Here is a 20,998-nt window from a genome sequence, read left to right as displayed (position 1 = left end):
GCGCCGGGGTTCGGCCGGGTTTCCGTTGGCGCTCAGCTGTGCACCGCCGTCGAGTCGTCCACAACGGTTTCCTCAACGTCGGACCCGGCGAACTGGGACATGTACAGCCGGCAGTACGCACCCTCGGCCGCCAGCAGTGTCTTGTGGTTGCCCTGCTCCACAATCTGGCCGTTCTCCATCACCAGGATGGTGTCGGCGTCGCGGATGGTGGACAGGCGGTGGGCGATCACAAAGCTTGTCCGGTCGGTCCGCAGGGCAGCCATGGCCTTCTGGACCAGGAGTTCGGTGCGGGTATCCACGGAGCTGGTGGCCTCATCGAGGATGAGCAGCGACGGGTTGGCCACAAAGGCGCGGGCAATGGTGATCAGCTGCTTCTCACCGGCGCTGACGTTGTTGCCTTCCTCGTCAATGACAGTGTCGTAGCCCTCCGGCAGCGCGCGCACAAAGCGGTCCACGAACGTGGCCTTCGCCGCCGCCATGACCTGCTCTTCGGTGGCGTCCAGGTTGCCGTAGCGGATGTTGTCGTAAATGGACCCGCCGAACAGCCAGGCATCCTGGAGTACCATCCCGACCTTGGACCTCAGCTCGGCACGGCTCAGCCTGGTAACGTCCACGCCGTCCAGGGTGATGGACCCTGAGTTGAGCTCGTAGAAGCGCATCACCAGGTTCACCAGGGTGGTCTTGCCGGCCCCGGTGGGTCCGACGATGGCCACGGTGTGCCCGGGTTCGGCCGTGAAGGACAGGTCTTCGATCAGCTTCTTGTCTTCGGTGTAGCTGAACGTGACGTTGCGGAACTCCACATGCCCGTCGGTCTTGGCCGGCAGGTGATCGGTGGCGGTCTCGGCGTCCTGCTCGTCGGCGTCGAGGAACTCGAAGACCCGTTCCGAGGACGCAACACCGGACTGGAGCATGTTGGCCATGCCGGCCATCTGCCCCAGCGGCTGGGTGAACTCGCGTGAGTACTGGATGAACGCCGTGGCGTCGCCCAGAGACATGGAACCGGAGGCGACCCGGAGGCCGCCCACCACGGCGATGCCCACGTAGCTGAGGTAGGAGACGAACTGCATCACGGGGAAGATCATGCCGGAGACGAACTGGGCGCCGAAGCTGGCCTTGTACAGCTCCTCGTTGCGTTCCTCGAAGCGCGCCAGCATGTCGGCGTCGCGTCCGAAAACCCGCACCAGGTCGTGCCCTGAGAAGGACTCCTCGATCTGGCCGTTCAGGGAGCCGGTGTTCTTCCACTGGGCGGCGAACAGTTTTTGGCTGCGCGAGCCGATGATGCCAGCGGCAACACCGGAGAGCGGCAGCGCGATCAGGGCGATGAGGGCCAGCTGCCAGGAAACGATGAACATCATGATGACAATGCCGATGACCGTCAGGAGGGAGCTGATCAGCTGCGCGAAAGCCTGCTGCAGCGCCTGCTGGACGTTGTCGACGTCGTTCGTCACCCGGGAGAGCACGTCGCCGCGCTGGCGCGTGTCGAAGTAGTTCAGCGGCAGCCGGTTCAGCTTCTTTTCGGTGTCGTCCCGGAGTTTTCGGATGACCTTCATCACGATGCGGTTCAGCACATAGCCCTGCAGCCACAGGAAGATGTTGGCCACAAAGTACATCAGCAGCACGATGGCAATCAGGACCGAAAGTTTTTGGAAGTCGATCCCGGTGCCTGGCACCAGTTCCATCTTGGAGATCATGTCCGCGAAGTTGTCCTGGCCCTGCTGGCGCAAGCCCTCAACAAACTCTTCCTTGCTTGCCCCCGCGGGCAGCTGCTTGCCTACGACCCCGCCGAAGATCACGTCCATGGCCTGGCCGAGGATCTTCGGAGCAATGACGTTCAGGACCACCGAGACAACCACCAGGGCCACGACGGCGTGAATGCCGGCGGCTTCCGGCTTCAGGAGTCCGAGGAGGCGTTTCGCGGAAGGCCAGAAGTGCTCGGCCTTCTTCGCCGGCATGCCGCCGAACATGTCGCCGTCGGCTTCAGAAGGCTTGTATTCCTCTTCGAAGAATTCCTCGTCGTCCAGGAGTTCTTCGGGGGTTGCGGTACCTGTTGCTGTGGCAGTGGGCGTCGTTTCCGTGGTGGAGCCTGCAGGGTCCTTCTTGGCGGCGCTCATGCCATTTCCTCCACGCTCAGCTGGGATTCAACAATTTCCTGGTAGGTGGGCGAGGTTTCCAGGAGTTCCTCGTGCGTTCCGCGGTCCACAATCCGGCCGTTGTCCAGGACCAGGATCTGGTCTGCCTCGGTGATGGTGGAGATCCGCTGGGCCACGATAATCACGGTGGCATCTGCGGTGGTCCGTTTCAGTGCGGCGCGGAGCCTGGCATCAGTGGCCACGTCGAGTGCCGAAAATGAATCGTCGAAGAGGTACACCCTGGGCTTGGTGACCAAAGCGCGGGCTATGCAGAGCCGTTGCCGCTGGCCGCCGGAGACGTTGGTGCCGCCCTGCGAGATGCGGGAGTTCAGGCCGTTCTTCTTCTCGCGGACAAAGTCCTCCCCCTGGGCAATGTGCAGCGCGTCCCAGAGTTCCTGGTCCGTGGCTTCGGTCTTGCCGAAGCGGAGGTTGTGCTCGATGGTCCCGGAGAAGAGGTAGGGACGCTGCGGGACCAGGGCAACGCGCCTGGTGATCTCGGCCCGGTCCAGGTTGCTGACCGGGACGCCGTCCAGCAGCACCTCGCCCTCGGCGATGTCGTAGAGGCGGGGCAGCAGGGACAGCAGCGACGTTTTGCCGGCACCGGTGGAGCCGATGATGGCCACGGTCTCCCCGGGCTTGGCGGTGAAGCTGATGTTGCTCAGCACCGGCGATTCGGCACCGGGGTAGGCAAAGGTGACGTTCCGGTACTCCACCACACCGGCCAGCGTGGCCGGAGTTTCGGGGTGTTCGGGATCGTGGATGGAGGGTTCGACGTCGAGCACCTCACCGATGCGGTCCGCGCAGACCGAGGCCCGCGGGATCATCATGGCCATGAAGGTGCCCATCATGACGGCGATCAGGATCTGCAGCAGGTACTGCAGGAAGGCAGTCAGTGCGCCCACCTGCATCTCGCCGGAATCCACGCGCTGGCCACCGAACCACAGGACGGCGGCGGTGGAAAGGTGCAGGATCATGCCGATGGCCGGGAACATCAGGACGAACAGTGCCCCGATCTTGAGGGAAACGTCCGTCAGATCCTTGTTGGCCACACCGAAACGGTCGGTCTCATAGGGTTCGCGGACAAAAGCGCGGACCACCCGGATGCCAATGATCTGCTCTCGAAGGACGGCGTTGATCCGGTCGATCTTCTTCTGCATGGCACGGAAGAGGGGCATCAGCCGGACCACCAGGTAGCCCACCACGATGATCAGCACCGGCACGGAAACCCAGACCAGCCAGGACAGGTTGAGGTCCTCGCGCAGCGCCATGATGATGCCGCCGATGCACATGATGGGGGTGGCCACCATGAAGTTCAGGCCCATCAGCACCAGCATCTGGACCTGCTGGACGTCGTTTGTGCCGCGGGTGATGAGCGTGGGCGCGCCGAACCTGTTGACGTCCTTGGCCGAGAAGCTGGTGACCTTGCGGAACACCCCGCGGCGGAGGTCGCGGCCCACGGCCATGGCCGTCTTGGAGCCGTAGTAGACACCGGCGATGGCCGTGCCCACCTGGACAATCGCCACCAGGAGCATCACGGCCCCGGTGCGCCAGATGAAGTCGGTATCCCCGCGGGAAACGCCTTCATCGATGATCTGGGCGTTGAGGCTGGGCAGGTAAAGCGCCGCAATCGTGGACGCCAGCTGGAAAACGATGACGGCCACGATATACGGCATATACGGCTTGGAGTAGCGCCGTATCAGGGTCAGAAGCATGCCCACGGGTCCTTAAGGGAGAGAGCGCGAAAATGGTGAGATAAGTAGTAGCAGCAGAGGCTGACATTCTTAGCCTACCCACTGTACGAAATCCGTTGCCCGGGCGAAACATCGCCCGGTAAATCTCATCCCGTAGGCGTACTGCGCGCCGGCCCCCGGCGGTTACTTAGCCACGGAGGTGAGTTCCGCCGTCGGACGTTCCGCATCTGTGTCCGGCGCGGCGTCCGGCTGGATGTCCACGGTGCGCCGCAGCGGCCGTTCCTTGATGAACAGCACCGAGAGCAGGGCAACCACGGCCACACCGGCGGAGATCAGGAAGACCTCGGCAGTGGCATCGCCGTAGGCGGCGCGCATGATTTCGCGGACAGGCGCCGGCATGTCAACCAGGTCCATCGTGGCCGCAGCGGAACCGCCCGCTACCGGGATGCCGGCCGCTGCCAGTCCCTGAGTGGCGAGTTCGGTGACCCGGCTGCTGAGGACGGCACCGAGCACGGCGACGCCGATCGCCCCGCCCACCGAGCGGAAGAAGGCAACGGACGCGCTGGCCGTTCCGATGTCGGACGCGCGGACCGTGTTCTGGACGGCCAGCACCAGGTTCTGCATCAGCATGCCCAAGCCGAGGCCAAGGATGGCGGTAAAGATCCCGGCCTGCCACAGTTCGGTGGTGTGGTCCATGGTTCCGGCGAGCCCGAGTCCGCCGATCAGCAGGATGGAACCGCCGATCAGGTAGCCCTTCCACTTGCCGGTGCGGCTGATCAGGAGACCCGAGACAACGGAGCCGGTCAGGTTGCCGGCAATCATCGGAAGGGTCAGGAGCCCGGCTTCGGTGGGGGTGGCGCCGCGGGCTACTTGGAAATACTGGCCCAGGAACGTGGTGGAGCCGAACATCGCGATGCCCACTGCCACGGAGGCGAGGATGGCGAGTGCGGTGGTGCGTTCGGAGATGATCTTCAGCGGGATGATGGGCTGCTCAACCTTCGATTCCACCAGCACCAGCAGGGCCAGCAGCACCACGCCACCGCCCACCATGGCGGCGGACTGCCAGGAAACCCAGTCGTAGTAGGCCGGGTTGCCGGCGAAGGAAACCCAGATCAGGAGCAGGCTGACGCCGGATGTCAGGAGGACGGAGCCGAGCCAGTCGATCTTGGCGGGGCGTTTGATGTGCTGGATCTTCAGGGTGACCTGGAGCAGGATGAGCGCGACGACGGCGAGCGGCACGCAGACAAAGAACGTCCAGCGCCAGCCGAGCGGGCTGTCCACGATGAATCCGCCGAGCAGCGGTCCGCCGGCTGTTCCGACAGCCATCACGGCACCCATGTAACCGGAGTATTTGCCGCGGTCCCGCGGCGGGATCATGGTGCCGATGATGGACTGTGCCAGCGCGGTGAGCCCGCCCATGGCAACGCCCTGGATCACGCGGGCGGTGAGCAGCAGCGGGATGGTCTCCGAAAGCCCGGCCATGACCGAGCCGGCCACAAAGATCACGATGCTTAGCTGGACCAGCAGCTTTTTGTTGAAGAGGTCCGACAGCTTGCCCCAGATGGGGGTGGTGACGGCGTTCGCCAGCAGGGCGGCGGTAATCACCCAGGCGAAGTCGGTCTGGGTGCCGTGGAGGTCCGACATGATGGTGGGCAGCGCGTTGGCCACGATGGTGCTGCTGAGGATGGCCGTGAAAAATGCCGCCAGAAGCCCGGTGAGGGCCTCCATGATCTGGCGGTGGGTCATCACTATGGGCGGGGCGGCGGGTGCTTGGCTCGACATATCGGTCCTTCTAGGGGGTCGGGATGGTGATGGGTCCGGCCGCCGTTGCCCGGGTTGATTGTTTGAGCGATTCGGAGAGCCTGGCCAGGATCCGTGCCGTGTCTTCGGCGTCTTCCTGGCTCCAGTCGCTGAGGTAACCCTGCAGGGTTACCGCGCGGTGTTCCTCGATCCGGCGAAGCTTTTCCGCCCCCGCAGGCGACAAGGCAACCAGCTGGGCCCGGCCGTCGTCGGGATCCTGCCGCCGGATGACATAACCCTGCTCTTCAAGGTCCGCGATGTGGCGGCTGAGGACAGGGGCGCTGACACCGAGGCGCTCGGCGAGGTGGGTGGCACGCGATTCCCCTTCCCCCACGTAGCGGAGCACGCCCTGCAGGGCGACCCCCGTGTCCTGCCCGCGGAAGCTCGCCGCAGCCACGCAGCGAACCATGCGCTGGAGGTCAAAGATGCGGTAGACCAGGTCCGCTGCGGTGTCCGGCGCGACTGCCATGATGTCGATCTCCTCAGTTGTTTGCCTGAAGCAACTATATCCCTAAAAGGTTGCTTTGGGAAACTAAGAAGACGAGGGAGGCCCCCTCTCCTCTCGGAAAGGGGGCCTCAGTAGTGGTTCCGCGCGGCGGGACTGAATTCTTTGCGCTTGGGCTTAGGTGCCCAGGTGCGTCGGGCCGAACATCTTGAGCAGGGTTTCGACGACGACGACGTTGGGCCCGTCTGCCGCGAAGCCCGCCCTGAGCGCGTCCCCCACATCCTCGGGGGCAACGCGCGTGGCCGGCACACCGAACGCTTCCGCGAGCTTGACGAAGTCCGGACGTGCGAGTTCGGTGGCCGTGGCCTTGCCGAAGGCGCCCACCATGTATTCGCGCAGGATGCCGTAGCCGCCGTCGTCCACAATCAGCCAGGTAACCGGGACGTTGTGCTGCTTGGCGGTGGCGAGTTCTGAGATGGAGTACATGGACGAGCCGTCCCCGGAGACAGCGAGCACACGGCCGGACCTGCCCAGCGTCTCCAGCCCCACGGCCCCGCCGATTGCTGCCGGGAAGCCATACCCCAGTCCCCCGGCCCCCTGGGCTGAGTGGAACTGGCCCTGCCGGGCATCCCAGCAGCTCCAGCCCCAGTAGGCCGCAATGGTCATGTCCCAGAAGGTCTGCATGTCGTCGGGAACGGCTTCGCGGATGTCGGCCATGAACTTCAGTTCCTTGGCCAGGTCCTGTGATTCGAGCCGAGCCCGCACCTTGGCGAGGGACTCCCCGACCAGGTCCTCGGGGCTGACGCCGTGCCAGCTGCGGGTTGTTTCGACGGGCGCCACCAGGGCTTCATCGAGGGCGGCGAGCGCCTGGCCTGCGTCGGCACGGATGCCCAGGCCGGGACGGTTGGACTCGAGAACGCGCGGCTCGGCGTCGATCTGGATGATCCGGCCGCGGGGCTCGAACGTGAAGTAGTTCGATGTCACCTCGCCCAGGGACGAGCCGATCACGATCAGGACGTCGGCATCCTCCAGCACGTCGGTCATGTACCGGTCCTCGATCCAGGACTGCAGCGAGAGCTCGTGGTTCCAGGGGAACGCGCCGTTGCCGCCCGGGGTGCAGATCACGGGCGCCCGGAGCTTTTCGGCAATGGAGAGCAGGGACTTCTCGGCCCGGCCCCTCCGGGTGCCGCCGCCGGCGATGATGGCCGGACGCTCCGCCGTCGACAGCCATTTCACGGCTTCGCGGACAAGCTCCACGCGCGGCGGGTTGTCGGCCGCCTCGGCGAGCGCATCCTCCACCGGGGGAACCATGATGGGATCCAGCAGGACATTCTGCGGGATTTCCAGCCAGACCGGGCCCTGCGGCGAGGAGATGGCCTCGGTCCAGGCATCCTGGATTGCCGACGGAATGCCGGAGGCGTGCTGGATGAGGCGCTGGCTCTTGGTGACGTTGGCGGCCGAGGCCTTCTGGTCATCGAGCTGGTGGAGCATGCCCTTGCGGCGGGCGCCGAGTCCGTCGAGCGGGATCTGGCTGGCCACCACCACCATGGGCACGCCCGTTGCGTAGGCCTCCTGCAGGCCGGCGAGGGACGTCAGCGCGCCCGGTCCGGTGGACAGGAACAGCACACCCACTTCACCGGTGGCGCGCGCATAGCCGTCTGCGGCGAAGGCACTGTTGTTCTCCACGCGGGACGAGACAAAGTGGAGGTTGCCGCGGCCCATGGCATCGAACAGCCCCAGCGCGTGCTGGCCGGGGATGCCGAAGACCGTCTTGGCACCAAGTGCTTCCAGGGTTTCGACGACGAGGTCCCCGCCGTTGCGGACATCGGTACCCTTGCCTTCGCCTGCGGTAGCAGCTGCTGTGCCCGGATCAAAATCGATCATTCTTATGACTCCTTCGAGGCGGCGGCGAAACCGGCGGGCTGGCGGACTTCCCGGCCGAGTGCCTGGGCGGCGTAGCCGTTGGCTGCGCCGAAGCGGTCGCCTTCCACTGCATTGTCCGCCATCAGGGTGACCAGTTCATAGGCCACATGGCTGGCAGCGACGCCGGTGATTTCGGCATGGTCGTAGGCCGGTGCCACTTCAACGATGTCGGCCCCCACCAGGTTCATGCCGCGGAAGCCCCGTATGATTTCCAGGAGCTCGCGGCTGGTGATGCCGCCGGCCTCGGGGGTTCCGGTGCCGGGTGCGTGGGCGGGGTCCAGGACGTCGATGTCCACCGAAATGTACAGCGGGCGGTTGCCGATCCGGTCGCGGACCTTGGCCACCGTCTCCAGGACACCCTGGTAGTAAACGTCGGCGGAGGTGACGATGCCGAACCCGAAGCGGTGGTCGTCGTCGAGATCCTTTTTGCCGTAGAGCGGCCCGCGGGTGCCGATGTGGCTGATGGCCTCAGTGTCCAGGATGCCTTCCTCGACGGCCCGGCGGAACGGCGTTCCGTGCGTGTATTCGGCGCCGAAGTAGGTGTCCCAGGTGTCCAGGTGAGCATCAAAGTGCAGCATGGCGATAGGTCCCCCGGCCCGCTCGGCCGCAGCGCGGAGAAGCGGAAGGGCGATGGTGTGGTCCCCGCCGAGCGTCACGAGCTTGCTGCCGCCAGACGTCAGGTCCAGGGCGTTCTGCTGGATGGTTTCGATGGCTTCGTTGATGTTGAACGGGTTGACCGCCATGTCGCCGGCGTCGGCCACCTGGATGTTTTCGAAAGGGCTGACGTCCCAGGCCGGGTTGTACGGGCGGAGCAGGCGGCTGGCCTCGCGGACATGGTTCGCGCCGAACCTGGCGCCGGGCCGGTACGAAACGCCGGAGTCGAAGGGTACGCCCACCACGGTCACGTCGGACTTGGCCACCTGGTCCAGGCGGGGCAGGCGGGCATAGGTGGCGGCTCCGGCATAACGCGGAATGCGGGCAGAATCGATCGGGCCAATGTTGCCGTTGGCTTCGATGCGCAGCTCTTTCACGGTGAGCCTCTCCTTCGAGGATTTGATCGGCAGGTGTGACAGCCATCATAGCCCGAAGTTTTCTAATGCGCATCAACTGTTTACATGCTGCCCCCACTTGCGTCTGCGGATCCCGCGCCGTCCACGTTCGTTGCCTGCCCGCCGCCGGACGCGTACCTTCCAACCCAGTTACCCCCGGGCCGGCCGGACCCCCGTCGCCCGCAAGGCCCGAATCCCGCGGGCTTCCCTGGCCAGCATGCCGCGACAGGCCGAGCAACCGGGCGGGAAGGCACGGCACGGGCGGTCCTGCACGGTCCCGCAGCCGTCCACATACGGCCTGTTCTGCCTTCCGGCCGGCGCGGGAACGGCCTGCAATGGCCTGATGGACATCTTCGAGTACCTCAAGCAGGCGGGCGGAGCGGCCCGCACCGCGCAGCTCCTCAGCGCCGGCTACTCCCGGCGGGACATCGGCCGGCTCACGGACCTGGGTGCGACGCAGCCACGCCGGGGAGTTTTCCTCGTACCGGACTGCGACCCGGACCTCGCCGCCGCAATCCGGCACAACGGACGGCTGACGTGCGCCAGCGCAGCCTCCCGGTACGGGCTGTGGCTCCGAAATCCCCCGCCCCGCCTGCACCTGGCGTGCAATCACGGCCACGGAAGGGGCTTCATCCGGCACCGGACCCTCCGCTTCGATGGCCACCAGGACTTACCGATAGCTGCCGTGGAAGACGTAACCTTGCACGCGCTCGGATGCCTGGCGCCGCCGTCGTCCACGGCCTTGGCAACATCGGCCATCCGACTGCACGGTATTCACTTGGAGCTGCTCAAAGACCAGCTTCGGGGAGACCGGTCGGCCCCGGTCCTGCGGGCGCTGCGAGATCTGGACCTGCGCGCGGAGTCCATTGTGGAAGTCGATGCGCAGCACCTTTTCCGGACCAACGGCATCCATTTCGACGCCCAGGTGTTCCTGCCGGGAATCGGACGGGTGGATTTCCTGCTGGACGGGTTCCTAATCGTGGAAATCGACGGATTCGCGTTCCATTCACAGCGTGCGGACATGCTCCGGGACCGCGACCGGAACAATACGTCAACAGTTCAGGGATTCGCCGTCCTGCGCTACATGCCGGAGCACATCTGGTTCAACCCGGACCATGTATTGGGAGAAATCCGGGCTGTGCTGGCCGCCCGGAACGGACAAGGGACAGCAACACGGGCGTTCCAGCCCGGTTAGTCATGCCGGCGGCCCCAATCCGTGCATCTCCGCCCGCGCCAACCCGCGCCACACCCGGGGCGCACCCGGGGCGCGGCCTCGGAAGGCGGGCAACAAACCGGGAAGGAACGCACGCGGGCGAGCAAAAGGAACTAGCGGCTCGCAGCCGGGACCAGAACCCAGAGGACCTCAACGGATTCGTCGGTTGGGTTGACCCAGGTGTGGGGTTCGCGGCCCGGGAAGGTCACGGTGTCGCCGGTGCTGAGTTCGTATTCCTCGTTGGTCAGGATCAGGCGGATGCGGCCCTTGATCACGTGGAGCACGTCCACGTCACAGTCCACCGCATAGAGTTCAGCCTCGCCCCGGCCGTGGGGCTCAATCACAGCCTGGATGATCTGGATGCGGCGCTCGGACCGGGCCGTCAGCAGCCGCTCCACGATGCCCTCGCCGCCCAGGGAGATTTTGGGACCGTGGTTCCGCTTGGTCAGGTGGGTTTCCGGGGCCGCAAACAGATCGCCGATCGAGATGGACAGTACCTGGCACAGCGTCACCAGCGAGGCGACCGACGGCGATGTAAGGTCGCGCTCCACGCGGCTCAGGAACCCCTTGGTCAGGCCGGTGGCGTCGGCAACCTGCTCGATGGTCAGCCGCTGGGACTGCCGGGCGGCACGGATTCTGGACCCGATGGCAACCGGAATGTTGCTCGGCTCGACTGGCAGTGCCTTCATATGCTGACCTTTCATGGCCGGCGGTCCGGCCCCATCTCTGGAGCAATCCTAGTGGCCAGCAGTGGCCGTGACGCGGCGCGAGCCCGGTTCACCGACAAGATGGCGCTGCCGTCCTTGACTGTTACGCACGTCACAACATACTCTTTTAGGCAACAAGTGTTGCCTGTCAGGCAATATGAACCCCTTCCACTTCGCAGCAGACCAGCTCCAGGAGCCCCAACATGGACGCAAATTTCGTCAACATCGCCATTGTGGTGGTGTATCTCATCGCAATGCTGGCCTTTGGCTGGTGGGGCAAGTCCCGCACCAAGAACAACAGCGACTTCCTTGTGGCCGGCCGCCGCCTGGGCCCGTTCCTCTACACCGGCACCATGGCCGCCGTCGTCCTCGGCGGAGCGTCCACAGTAGGCGGCGTGGGCCTCGGCTACAAGTTCGGCATCTCCGGGATGTGGCTGGTGGTGGCCATCGGCGCCGGCGTACTCCTGCTGAGCCTCCTCTTCGCCGGCACTATCCAGAAACTGAAGATCTACACCGTCTCCCAGATGCTCACCCTTCGCTATGGCAGCAAGGCAACGCAGACCTCGGGCATCGTGATGCTCGCCTACACGCTCATGCTGTGCGCCACCTCCACCAGCGCCTACGCCACCATCTTTGTGGTCCTCTTCGGCTGGGAGCGCTGGCTCGCCATCGCGATCGGCGGCGCGATCGTCCTGGTCTACTCCACCATTGGCGGCATGTGGTCCATCACCCTCGCGGACCAGGTGCAGTTCGTCATCAAGACCGTGGGCATCTTCGCGCTCATGCTCCCCTTCACGCTCAACGCCGCCGGCGGACTCGACGGCATCCGCAGCCGCGTGGATGAAAGCTTCTTCCAAATGGACGGCATCGGCCTGCAGACCATCATCACCTACTTCGTGGTCTACACCCTTGGCCTGCTGATCGGCCAGGACATCTGGCAGCGCGTATTCACCGCCAAGACTCCCGGCGTGGCCCGCTGGGGCGGCGCCACCGCAGGCATCTACTGCATCCTTTACGGTGTTGCCGGGGCACTGATCGGCATGGCGGCAAGCGTGGCCCTGTCCGGCATGGACATCGCCGCCAAGGACGACGTCTACGCCGAGGTTGCCCAGACCATCCTTCCCGTCGGCATCGGCGGACTGGTGCTCGCCGCAGCCGTGGCCGCCATGATGTCCACCGCCTCCGGCGCCCTGATCGCTGCCGCCACCGTGGCCCGCGCCGATGTCCTCCCGTTTGTTGCCAGCTGGTTCGGCAAGGACATCAACACGGACGATACCGACAACCCCGAGCACGATGTCAGGGCCAACCGGCTCTGGGTCCTGTCCCTCGGCATCGTTGCCATCCTGATCGCCATCATCACCAAGGACGTGGTGGCCGCCCTCACCATCGCCTACGACATCCTGGTGGGCGGGCTCCTGGTAGCCATCCTCGGCGGCCTCGTCTGGAAGCGCGGCACTGGACTGGCCGCCGCCGCATCCATGGCCGCGGGCTCCGTGGTCACGCTCGGCACCATGATCGTGCTGGAGATCAACGCCAAGGCCCCGCTGGACGGCGTGTTCGCCAACGAGCCGATCTACTTCGGCCTCATCAGCTCCGCCGTGGTCTACGTGGCGGTCTCGCTCTTCACCAAGCCCACTGACCCCCAGGTCATGCGGAACTGGGTGCGGCGGGTAGCCGGCCAGGACAACGAGGAAGTCCCCGTAACCGTGACAGCCCCGTAATCCCGGCAAGCTCGTTCACTCAAGGGCAGCGCACGACGGCGGCACTTCCGGTTCGCGTTCAACGAACCGGAAGTGCCGCCGTCGTGCGTCCTGCCCGGTCCTGCTATTCAGTGTCGCGGAACTCGTCGTCGTCCAGGGGAACCACGCGCTCCTCGGCATCCACCTCCACCGGAGGTGTGGGGACAACGACCACCTCTTCCCCGTCCAGGAATTCGTCCTCTGCGTCCCAATCGTCCTCGCTGACGGGGACATCCTCGGCGTAGTCGTATGCGGGATCCGATTCAACAGCCTCGAGGTGCGGCATGTCCGGTTGCTGTCCGGTGGTGTTCATGATTCAACCTCCGTTTGATCGCCTGACGTGCTCTTGCGGGTGGGCTCCACACCTTCATCACAGCACCGGCCGCCAGCCCGGTCAAGGGTCTTTGGAACCACCCCGCAAACACGCCCGGAACGGCGGAAATTAAGGGAACCCGAAACTCCGCAGTGAGGTTTGCCAGCCGAAAATCCGCGGAATTCCGCGGTAAGCTGGCTCTGCAATGGGGCCGAACCATGCCCCATCCAGCACAGGAGCTCCCGTGTCCCAGTACGCCAATTCACGCCGCACCCACCCGGCGGGAACCCGAACCGCCGAGCCCACACCGGCCGATATCCGCCGGTGGCGCCAGTACCTCGCGGACGAACGCGCGGAAGCCGCCGTCTACCGTGATCTTGCCCAGAACCGCGAGGGCGAAGAGCGCGAGATCCTGCTGGCCCTCGCCGAAGCAGAAGGCCGCCACGAGGCCCACTGGCTCGAGCTCCTCGGTGAGCACGCACAAAAGTCCCGGCCTGCGTCCCTGCGCAGCCAGCTCCTGGGCTTCCTGGCCCGCCACTTCGGCTCCGTCTTTGTCCTGGCCCTGGCCCAGCGGGCCGAAGGCCGCTCCCCCTACGCCATGGATCCGAACGCCACGGACGCCATGGCCGCAGACGAACAGATCCACGAAGAGGTGGTCCGCGGCCTGGCAACCCGGGGCCGCAACCGGCTGGCCGGAACGTTCCGTGCGGCCGTTTTTGGTGCCAACGACGGCCTGGTCAGCAACCTCTCACTGGTGATGGGCATGGCCGCCTCGGGCGTGGCCAGCAGCGTGGTGCTGCTAAGCGGCGTGGCCGGGCTCCTCGCCGGCGCCATGTCCATGGCGGCGGGAGAATTTGTTTCCGTCCGCTCCCAGCGCGAACTGCTGGCCGCCACAAAACCCACCCAGATCACCCTGGCCGCGGCCCCGAAACTGGATATCGAACACAACGAACTCCTCCTCGTCTACCTGGCGCGCGGGATGTCCCACGAGGCCGCCGAGCACCGCGTCGCCGAACGTATTGGCATGCTCAGCTGCGACTGCGATCCCAGCCTGTCCCTCCATCCCGAACTGCCTGATGCGGATGACGAGCACGAAGCCGTGGGAACCGCGTGGGGGGCGGCGCTGTCCAGCTTCTGCTTCTTCGCTTCCGGCGCCGTGGTCCCCATCCTGCCGTTCCTGTTCGGCCTGACCGGTGTGCCCGCGCTGGTGGTGGCGGCAGTGCTGGTGGGGATGGCGCTGCTGGTGACCGGCGGAATCGTGGGCCTGCTGTCCGGGACATCCCCGTTGTCCCGCGGCCTGCGCCAGCTGGCAATTGGCCTGGGTGCCGCCGCGGTGACCTATCTGCTGGGGCTCGCCTTCGGCACCGTGGTGGGCTAACCGCCCAGCACGCCCAGCGCCTCAGCCACGCTGTCCACCAGGAAAATCCGGTCCGCCATGGGCCGTCCCGCAGCCAGCGTCCGCAGCATCGGCCAGGCGGGCAATTCCTGCTCCCAGTACCGCCTGCCAACCAGCACCATCGGCGTGACGGCTTCGCGGGCACTGTAGTAGTTCTCGCACGCATCCTGGAAGATCTCCTGCACCGTGCCGGCAGCTCCGGGCAGGAAGATGATGCCGCCGTCGCACAGCTCCAGCAGGATCGCCTCGCGGATGGCGTTGGCGAAGTATTTCGCGATGTGGGTGGCGAAGTAATTGGGCGGCTCATGCCCGTAGAACCACGTGGGGATTCCCAGCGACGGCATTCCGCCCGGATGACGTTCGACGACGGCAGCCGCCTCGCGCGCCCACGCGGACACCGAGGGCCGAAACCCGGGGACGGCCTGCAGCGCAGCCAGCGCCACTTCGAAATCATGACCCGGGACGTGGCTGAGGTAAGCGCCCAGGTTGGCAGCTTCCATGGCCCCCGGACCACCGCCCGTGGCCACCAGCCGCCCGGACCGGGCGAGGAGCCGGCCGAGCTCCGCTGCCTGGGCGAACTCCGGAGTACCGCGTTGTGCGGCGTGCCCGCCCATCACCCCGACGGTGGTCCGGCCGGCGGCGAGGTCCGACCGCCTGAATTCCTCCAAGGCATCGCCGATGGCATGGTCATGGAGCGCCGAAGCCAGCGTGGCGTCCAGCCGGCGCCGCTGCCCCGGGCTGATGCTCCACTGATACACCAGCGCATCGGGCAGTTCCTCGTACGGCCTCGATTCCAGGCCTGCGTAGAGTTCCTGCGGCGTGTACAGCCGGGCCCGGTAGGCGTCGAACGGCACACCCGCCAGCCTGGGAAAGATCAGTGCGCCGCGGTGCCGAAGGGCGTCCTCCACTCCCGGATCGAAAGTGCAGCCAAGGAAGATGGCGCCTTCCACGTCCAGGGCAGCAAGGGCCGCTTTCCGGCCCCGCAGGTCCAGCGACTGGGCGTGCCAGCCGCGCATGGCCACTGCCCCCGCCGCGACCAGGCGGTCGAAGCTGGCAAGGCTTTCGACTTCAAGGGTCCGCGGGCTGGGTGTCAGGCCGCCGGAGCGGTTCACGCCGGAGACCTAGCTCGCCAGCCCGGCGGTGCCCGTCAGGTGTTGGTCGAGCCGGAGCAGGGTCTTCTCGATGCTGGCGGGGTGGCGGCGCAGGTAGCCTGCCAGCCGGAGGAAGGACTTGCCCCGGACGGCCCTGGCGTCCCACTGTTCGGTGACGCGGGTCCCGGCGGTGCCGGCGTCGTCGGTGGCCGGTTCCAGGATGTAGCGCCAGATGTGCCCATAGAAGTGGCGCCAGGCGATGCGCCGGCCCTCCTCGAACTCGCAGACCGTGTTCAGGATTTTGTAGTCCACCTTCATGTTCATCTCCATGCCGAACCGGGATCCGAGGTCCAGCCGCTCCGGGCCGCGGGGCTGGGCCCCCTTGACGGTGCCCGACCCGTCAATAACGCTGTGCAGGGCCGGCGTGGCCAGCACCTCGAAGATCTCCTCCGGTGCTGCGGGAATGAAGCGCTCACGGGACACCAGGTATCGGTTGTTCATTCCCCCAGCCTAGTCAGGCGGGGCCTGCGTCTTCCGGCCCCGCCTGACTAGGCGTGTCAGGGCTTTGGTGCGGGGACCCGCTTAGCCGTTGAACTCGGCGGGGTGCGGACCCGTGCGGCCGTCGCGCTCCAGTCCGTCGATCACAGCCAGTTCGTCCGCGGTCAGGTCGAAGCCAAACACGTCCAGGTTTTCGCGGATCCGCTCCGGGGTAACGGACTTGGGGATGATGACCCTCCCTTGCTGCAGGTGCCAGCGCAGGATGGCCTGCGCCGGACTCACCCCGTGCCGTGCGGCAATCTCCGTGACCGCCGGATCGGCCAGCACGGCACCCTGCGCCAGCGGGCTCCAGGCTTCCGTGGCGATGCCGTGCGCGGCGTTGTAGGCGGCTATGTCCCGCTGCTGGAGAGCCGGGTGAAGCTCGATCTGGTTGACTGCCGGCACTGTTCCGCCCAGGTCGATGACCTTCTGCAGGTGTTCAGGGAGGAAATTGGACACACCGATGGCCTTGACCTTGCCGTCGGCCAGCAGCCGCTCGAGGGCCTGCCAGGACTCCAGGTACAGGTCTGTCGCGGGCGCCGGCCAGTGGATGAGGTACAGGTCCAGGTAATCCAGGCCCAGCTTCCCGAGGCTGGCCTCGAACGCGGCCAGCGTGGCGTCGTAGCCGAGGTGGGCCACCCACAGCTTGGAGGTGATGAACAGTTCGGCACGGTCGATGCCCGACTCTGCGATGGCACGGCCGGTGCCCGCTTCGTTGCCGTAGATCGCGGCGGTGTCGATGCTCCGGTAACCCGCCGTGAGGGCGAGGCTGACGGCGGCGGAGGTGTCGTCGTCGGACACTTGGAAGACGCCGAATCCAAGCTGCGGCATGCGCACCCCGTTGTTGAGGGTAATAGCGGGCGTGGTGGACGTGGATGTCATGAGGGTCTCCTTGGGTGGTGGGGCTTTGCGGAAAAGGAAGAGCTAGAGGAGGGCGTCCGCGCGTTCGACGGCGGTATCCGCGCTGTGTGCGGACGGCACCTGCCCTGCGGTGGACGTTTGCCGGGCGGACGCTTCCCGGGCGGATGCTTCCCGGGCAGCGGTCCCTGCACCGGCCCGCTTGGCTCCGGCGGCAGCCAAGATCATGACGGCGAGCCCGAGCAATGTGATGCCGGCACCGGCCCAGATGGGAGAGGTGTAGCCGAGTCCGGCCGTGATGGTCACGCCACCCAGCCAGGCGCCGAGCGCATTGCCCACGTTGAAGGCGCCGATGTTGGCACCGGAGGCGAGGGTGGGGGCGCCGGCGGCGTACTTCATTACGCGCATCTGCAGGCCGGGAACCGTGGCGAAGCCGAAGCCGCCCATCAGGACGATGGAGGCCACGGTGAGCACCTGGTTGCCTGCCGCAAGGGCAAAGCCGACGAGCACCACCACGAGTACGGAGAGCACCACGACCAGGGTGCGGTCCACGTTGCGGTCCGCGGCCTTGCCCCCGATGGTGTTGCCGATGAACAGGCCAACCCCGAAGACGATCAGCAGCCACGGCACGGTGGACGCCGCGAAGCCTGAAACTTCGGTGAGCGTAAAGGCGATGTAGGTGAAGGCGCCGAACATCCCGCCGTAGCCAAGGATGGTCACCAGGATGGAGAGCCATACCTGGCCGGAGCGGAAGGCCCGCAGTTCGGTGCGCAGGGATCCCGGCACGGTGTCACCGTGACCGGTCTTGGGCACCAGGGCGAGGATTCCCAAGAGGGCGATGACACCAATGACGGTGATGGCCCAGAACGTGGAGCGCCACCCGGCAGCCTGCCCCAGCATGGTGCCGAACGGCACGCCCAGGACATTGGCCGCGGTGAGCCCGGTAAACATAATGGCGATCGCCCCGGCCTTCTTGGTGGGGGCCACCATGTCAGCTGCCACCACGGCACCGATTCCGAAGAAGGCACCATGGGCCAGGGCAGCAATAATGCGGCCGATCATCATCATGCCGTAATCGGGGGCGATGGCTGAGATCAGGTTGCCGGCGATGAACAGCACCAGCAGGACGGCGAGAACGGGCTTGCGTTCAAACCGTGTCACCGCCGCTGTCAGCAGCAAGGCGCCGACCACGACGGCGAGGGCGTAGCCGGAGATCAGCCAGCCTGCCGTGGCCTCACTGACCTGGAAGTCGGCGGCCACCTCGGGGAGGAGGCCCATGATGACGAACTCGGTGAGTCCAATGCCGAACCCGCCGAGGGCGAGGGCTATCAGGCCGATGGGCATGGGGGTGCTCCTTTGAAGAATGTACGGGTGGGAATGTACGGGGCGAGATAGGAAGCGTAAGCTAGTAGTTGCAGACGCGTTATTTATTGTTGCACGTGCAGATACCCAGCGCAAGCAACTAAATTGGAGTGTGTGCCGGTTCACGCCTGAGGCGTCCCGGCGTAACACCCCGAAAGGACAGGAAAATGGGCATCAAGGACGACGCCGTCGAGGTTCGCGCGCAGGGCTGGCGCACCTTGGCGGCACTGCATGGCCTGATCGAGGGCGAGCTGGAACGGTCGCTCCAGGCGGAATCGAAGCTGTCCGTAGTGGAGTACACCGTCCTGGACGCGCTGAGCCGGCAGGACGGCTGGCACATGCGCATGCAGCAGCTCGCCCGCGCCACCGCCCTGAGCGCCAGCGCCACCACCCGGCTGGTCAACCGGCTTGAGGACCGCGGCCTGCTGACCCGGATCCTCTGCGCCGATGACCGCCGGGGAATCTACACGGAACTCACCGCCAGCGGCGTCGCCCTGCTGGAGGAAGCCCGGCCGGTCCACGACGCCACCCTGGAGCGCGCACTGGCCGAGGCCCAGGGCATTCCGGAACTCGCAGCCCTGGTGGACGCTCTACCGCGGCTCCACGCAACGGCGCAGTAACCAAACGGCGCAGTAGCCGCAGAAGGCGCCGGACGCGGCGCCTGCGGCGCCCGAAAACTGGCCGCCCGCCGCCGCGAAGACCTCTTGACCGCAGTCCGGGACAGGCGTAGATTCGTAATCAATCAATCAGTTGATCAATGGAGTAGTTGATTAGACGCAATAGTCGATTAGACGCAAGGTTGATCACGGAACGATTGATTTTGAAGTGAAAGGCCCGCAGCACAATGAACTCCGACGACGGCACCCTGGACTCGGCCTTTATGGCCCTGGCCGATCCCGTGCGGCGGCGGATCATTGCCCGGCTCAGCCGGGGGCAGGCCACGGTCAACGAATTGGCGGAACCCTTCGCGATTACCAAACAGGCGGTCTCGAAGCACATCCAGGTCCTCGAGCAGGCCGGGCTCGTCACCCGCACGCGTGACGCCCAGCGCCGGCCCGTCCACCTGAATCCCGCACGGCTTGAGGCACTCACAGCGTGGATCGACCAGTACCGATTGGTCCGCGAGGAGCAGTTCCGCAGCCTGGACGCCGTGCTCCGTTCCACAGCCGCCCCCGGCGGCGCACACCCCAAGGAATCATCATGAGCAATCCACTGAACCTCAGCGTTCCTGAGGGACTCCCCTTTATCGACTACGACCGCGAGTTCGATTTCCCCGTGGCGGACGTATTCCGCGCCCACAAGGAGCCCGGCCTGATCGTCCAGTGGCTTGGTCCGCGCGGCTACAAAATGGACATCGGCCACTACGATTTCCGCACCGGCGGCAGCTACAGCTACCTCCACACCGGCCCGGAAGGGGTGCCCTACGAGTTCAAAGGCATCTTCCACACCGTCCGCGAGAACGAGTTCGCCATCCAGACCTTTGAATTCGGCGGCTACCCGGACATTGTCAGCCTCGAATTCATGACGTTCGAGGACCTCGGCAACGGACGCACCCGCCTGCGGGGCCACTCCGTGTACCCCAGCCTCGAGGCACGCGACGGCATGGCCCAGTCGGGCATGGAAGGCGGCATGACCGAAGGCTACGAGCGGCTGGACGAACTGCTGAGCGGCGCCAAGGTCTAAAACCCATAAAGTACACCGGCGGACGGTCACCTTCCCGGCGGAAGTGACCGTCCGCCGTCGTGCCTTGGATGAATCCTCACGAGAAGCGTCGAAGGACACCTTCTGAATCATGTGGACTGACGTCAGGACATGAACCCCAGTCATTTCGCCACCAACTAGCCAATTCCGCCCCCTTGACCCTCCCCGGACGGCTGCTACTATCGAGAAAAGGAAGCATGTCCTATCAAAAGAACAAAGGGTGACATACCCGGCACGTCCTGAAGCGGACGTTGCAGGGATTAATCCTGGAACACGGGGAACATTCAGTGGCGAATCAACTTGGTCTCAACATCGACCGGTCCTCCCCCATACCCCTGTACCACCAGGTGGTCCAGGGCATCGAGGCGGCCATCCACAGCGGGGTCCTGGAACCGGGCAGCCGGCTGGACAACGAAATCGACCTCGCCGCGCAGCTCAACCTGTCCCGGCCCACCATGCGCAAGGCCATGGACGAACTGGTCCGCTCCGGCCTGCTGGTCCGCAAGCGCGGCGTGGGAACCCAGGTGGTCTCCAGCCAGGTCCGCCGCCCGCTGGAGCTCTCCAGCCTGTTCGATGACCTCACCAACAACGGCAAAAAGCCCACCACCGAGGTACTGAGCTTCTCCCACATGGAGGCCGACGCCCCCACCCTGGCGACGCTGCAGCTGCCGGCCGGCTCCAAGGTCTACCACTTCACCCGCCTTCGGAAAGTGGGCGGCAAGCCGCTGGCGCTGATGGAGAACTGGGTCCGCGATGACATCGCCACCATGGACGAAGCCATGCTGGCCGCCGAGGGCCTCTACTCCATCCTGCGCCGGGGCGGCGTCAACTTCCGCCTGGCCACCCAGCGGATCGGCGCGATGATCGCCAACGACTACCAGGCGCCCCTGCTCGAGACCGAGGTGAACTCGGCCCTGGTGACCATGGAACGCACCGCCGTGGACGATACCGGCCGCCGCGTCGAGACCGGCCACCACGTCTACCGTGCCGACTCCTACAGCTTTGAAATGACACTCGTACAGCGCTAACGCAAGGACTTCTGCC

The 20,998-nt window shown here is 65.7% G+C and carries 19 protein-coding genes; 7 read left to right on the top strand and 12 right to left on the bottom strand.

The window, feature by feature from the left end:
• Window positions 1-32 precede the first annotated feature (32 nt).
• The 6 genes from IDT60_RS03970 to speB all read right to left on the bottom strand — a co-directional run bounded on the left by IDT60_RS03970 (window position 33) and on the right by speB (window position 9,019).
• Window positions 33-2,111, bottom strand: a complete 2,079-nt coding sequence (locus IDT60_RS03970) for an ABC transporter ATP-binding protein (protein WP_305072154.1) — start codon at window positions 2,109-2,111, stop codon at window positions 33-35.
• Window positions 2,108-3,841, bottom strand: coding sequence for an ABC transporter ATP-binding protein (locus IDT60_RS03965; protein WP_191081818.1), 1,734 nt, complete (start codon window positions 3,839-3,841; stop codon window positions 2,108-2,110). The genes IDT60_RS03970 and IDT60_RS03965 overlap by 4 nt, the downstream gene beginning before the upstream one ends.
• A 162-nt stretch (window positions 3,842-4,003) precedes the next feature.
• Complete coding sequence (locus IDT60_RS03960; RefSeq protein WP_223883873.1) at window positions 4,004-5,602, bottom strand: MFS transporter; 1,599 nt, start codon at window positions 5,600-5,602, stop codon at window positions 4,004-4,006.
• A gap of 10 nt (window positions 5,603-5,612) precedes the next feature.
• Window positions 5,613-6,089, bottom strand: a complete 477-nt coding sequence (locus IDT60_RS03955; protein WP_191080939.1) for a MarR family winged helix-turn-helix transcriptional regulator — start codon at window positions 6,087-6,089, stop codon at window positions 5,613-5,615.
• 153 nt (window positions 6,090-6,242) lie between these two features.
• The gene (locus IDT60_RS03950; protein WP_191080938.1) at window positions 6,243-7,949 is read right to left on the bottom strand and encodes a thiamine pyrophosphate-binding protein; all 1,707 of its coding nucleotides are present in this window, start codon (window positions 7,947-7,949) and stop codon (window positions 6,243-6,245) included.
• Window positions 7,950-7,951: 2 nt separating this feature from the next.
• Window positions 7,952-9,019 carry an agmatinase gene (gene speB / locus IDT60_RS03945; protein ID WP_191080937.1) on the bottom strand — a complete coding sequence of 356 codons (1,068 nt, stop codon included), beginning with the start codon at window positions 9,017-9,019 and terminating at the stop codon, window positions 7,952-7,954.
• 361 nt (window positions 9,020-9,380) lie between these two features.
• Here speB and IDT60_RS03940 point away from each other — a divergent pair, with 361 nt between their 5' ends.
• Complete coding sequence (locus tag IDT60_RS03940) at window positions 9,381-10,232, top strand: DUF559 domain-containing protein (protein WP_191080936.1); 852 nt, start codon at window positions 9,381-9,383, stop codon at window positions 10,230-10,232.
• Between the two features lie 131 nt (window positions 10,233-10,363).
• On the opposite strand, the gene IDT60_RS03935 is transcribed toward IDT60_RS03940, so the two are convergent.
• Window positions 10,364-10,939 carry a helix-turn-helix domain-containing protein gene (locus IDT60_RS03935; protein WP_164202039.1) on the bottom strand — a complete coding sequence of 192 codons (576 nt, stop codon included), beginning with the start codon at window positions 10,937-10,939 and terminating at the stop codon, window positions 10,364-10,366.
• 221 nt (window positions 10,940-11,160) lie between these two features.
• On the opposite strand from IDT60_RS03935, the gene IDT60_RS03930 reads away from it, so the two are divergent.
• Window positions 11,161-12,678 (top strand): sodium:solute symporter, encoded by a 1,518-nt coding sequence (locus IDT60_RS03930; protein ID WP_191080935.1) that lies wholly within the window; start codon window positions 11,161-11,163, stop codon window positions 12,676-12,678.
• Window positions 12,679-12,781: 103 nt separating this feature from the next.
• Here IDT60_RS03930 and IDT60_RS03925 read toward each other — a convergent pair whose 3' ends face one another.
• Window positions 12,782-13,009 carry a hypothetical protein gene (locus IDT60_RS03925; protein WP_191080934.1) on the bottom strand — a complete coding sequence of 76 codons (228 nt, stop codon included), beginning with the start codon at window positions 13,007-13,009 and terminating at the stop codon, window positions 12,782-12,784.
• 244 nt (window positions 13,010-13,253) lie between these two features.
• On the opposite strand from IDT60_RS03925, the gene IDT60_RS03920 reads away from it, so the two are divergent.
• Window positions 13,254-14,387 carry a VIT1/CCC1 transporter family protein gene (locus tag IDT60_RS03920; protein WP_223883872.1) on the top strand — a complete coding sequence of 378 codons (1,134 nt, stop codon included), beginning with the start codon at window positions 13,254-13,256 and terminating at the stop codon, window positions 14,385-14,387.
• On the opposite strand, the gene IDT60_RS03915 is transcribed toward IDT60_RS03920, so the two are convergent.
• The 4 genes from IDT60_RS03915 to IDT60_RS03900 form a co-directional block, all read right to left on the bottom strand.
• Window positions 14,384-15,517 carry an LOG family protein gene (locus IDT60_RS03915; RefSeq protein WP_191080932.1) on the bottom strand — a complete coding sequence of 378 codons (1,134 nt, stop codon included), beginning with the start codon at window positions 15,515-15,517 and terminating at the stop codon, window positions 14,384-14,386. The genes IDT60_RS03920 and IDT60_RS03915 overlap by 4 nt on opposite strands.
• A 9-nt stretch (window positions 15,518-15,526) precedes the next feature.
• A complete protein-coding gene (locus IDT60_RS03910) occupies window positions 15,527-15,997 on the bottom strand; it encodes a polyketide cyclase / dehydrase and lipid transport (protein WP_191080931.1) in 471 nt (156 codons plus the stop codon).
• A gap of 81 nt (window positions 15,998-16,078) precedes the next feature.
• On the bottom strand, window positions 16,079-16,915 hold the full coding sequence (locus IDT60_RS03905; protein ID WP_191080930.1) for an aldo/keto reductase: 837 nt from the start codon (window positions 16,913-16,915) through the stop codon (window positions 16,079-16,081).
• 42 nt (window positions 16,916-16,957) lie between these two features.
• Entirely contained in the window at window positions 16,958-18,235 is a 1,278-nt protein-coding gene (locus IDT60_RS03900; protein ID WP_223883871.1) for an MFS transporter, read from the bottom strand.
• Between the two features lie 185 nt (window positions 18,236-18,420).
• Between IDT60_RS03900 and IDT60_RS03895 the strand changes: the two genes are divergently transcribed.
• From IDT60_RS03895 to IDT60_RS03880, 4 genes are all read left to right on the top strand, one after another.
• Window positions 18,421-18,873 carry a MarR family winged helix-turn-helix transcriptional regulator gene (locus tag IDT60_RS03895; protein WP_191080929.1) on the top strand — a complete coding sequence of 151 codons (453 nt, stop codon included), beginning with the start codon at window positions 18,421-18,423 and terminating at the stop codon, window positions 18,871-18,873.
• A 224-nt stretch (window positions 18,874-19,097) separates the two neighbouring features.
• Complete coding sequence (locus IDT60_RS03890) at window positions 19,098-19,457, top strand: helix-turn-helix transcriptional regulator (protein WP_191080928.1); 360 nt, start codon at window positions 19,098-19,100, stop codon at window positions 19,455-19,457.
• Window positions 19,454-19,936, top strand: coding sequence for an SRPBCC family protein (locus tag IDT60_RS03885; protein WP_164202059.1), 483 nt, complete (start codon window positions 19,454-19,456; stop codon window positions 19,934-19,936). The genes IDT60_RS03890 and IDT60_RS03885 overlap by 4 nt, the downstream gene beginning before the upstream one ends.
• Window positions 19,937-20,241: 305 nt before the next feature.
• Complete coding sequence (locus IDT60_RS03880) at window positions 20,242-20,982, top strand: GntR family transcriptional regulator (protein WP_164202061.1); 741 nt, start codon at window positions 20,242-20,244, stop codon at window positions 20,980-20,982.
• Window positions 20,983-20,998: the final 16 nt, after the last annotated feature.

The sequence above is a fragment of the Pseudarthrobacter sp. BIM B-2242 genome (assembly GCF_014764445.1).
GTDB lineage: Bacteria > Actinomycetota > Actinomycetes > Actinomycetales > Micrococcaceae > Arthrobacter > Arthrobacter luteus_A.
This window is presented reverse-complemented; position numbering and strand designations above follow the sequence as displayed.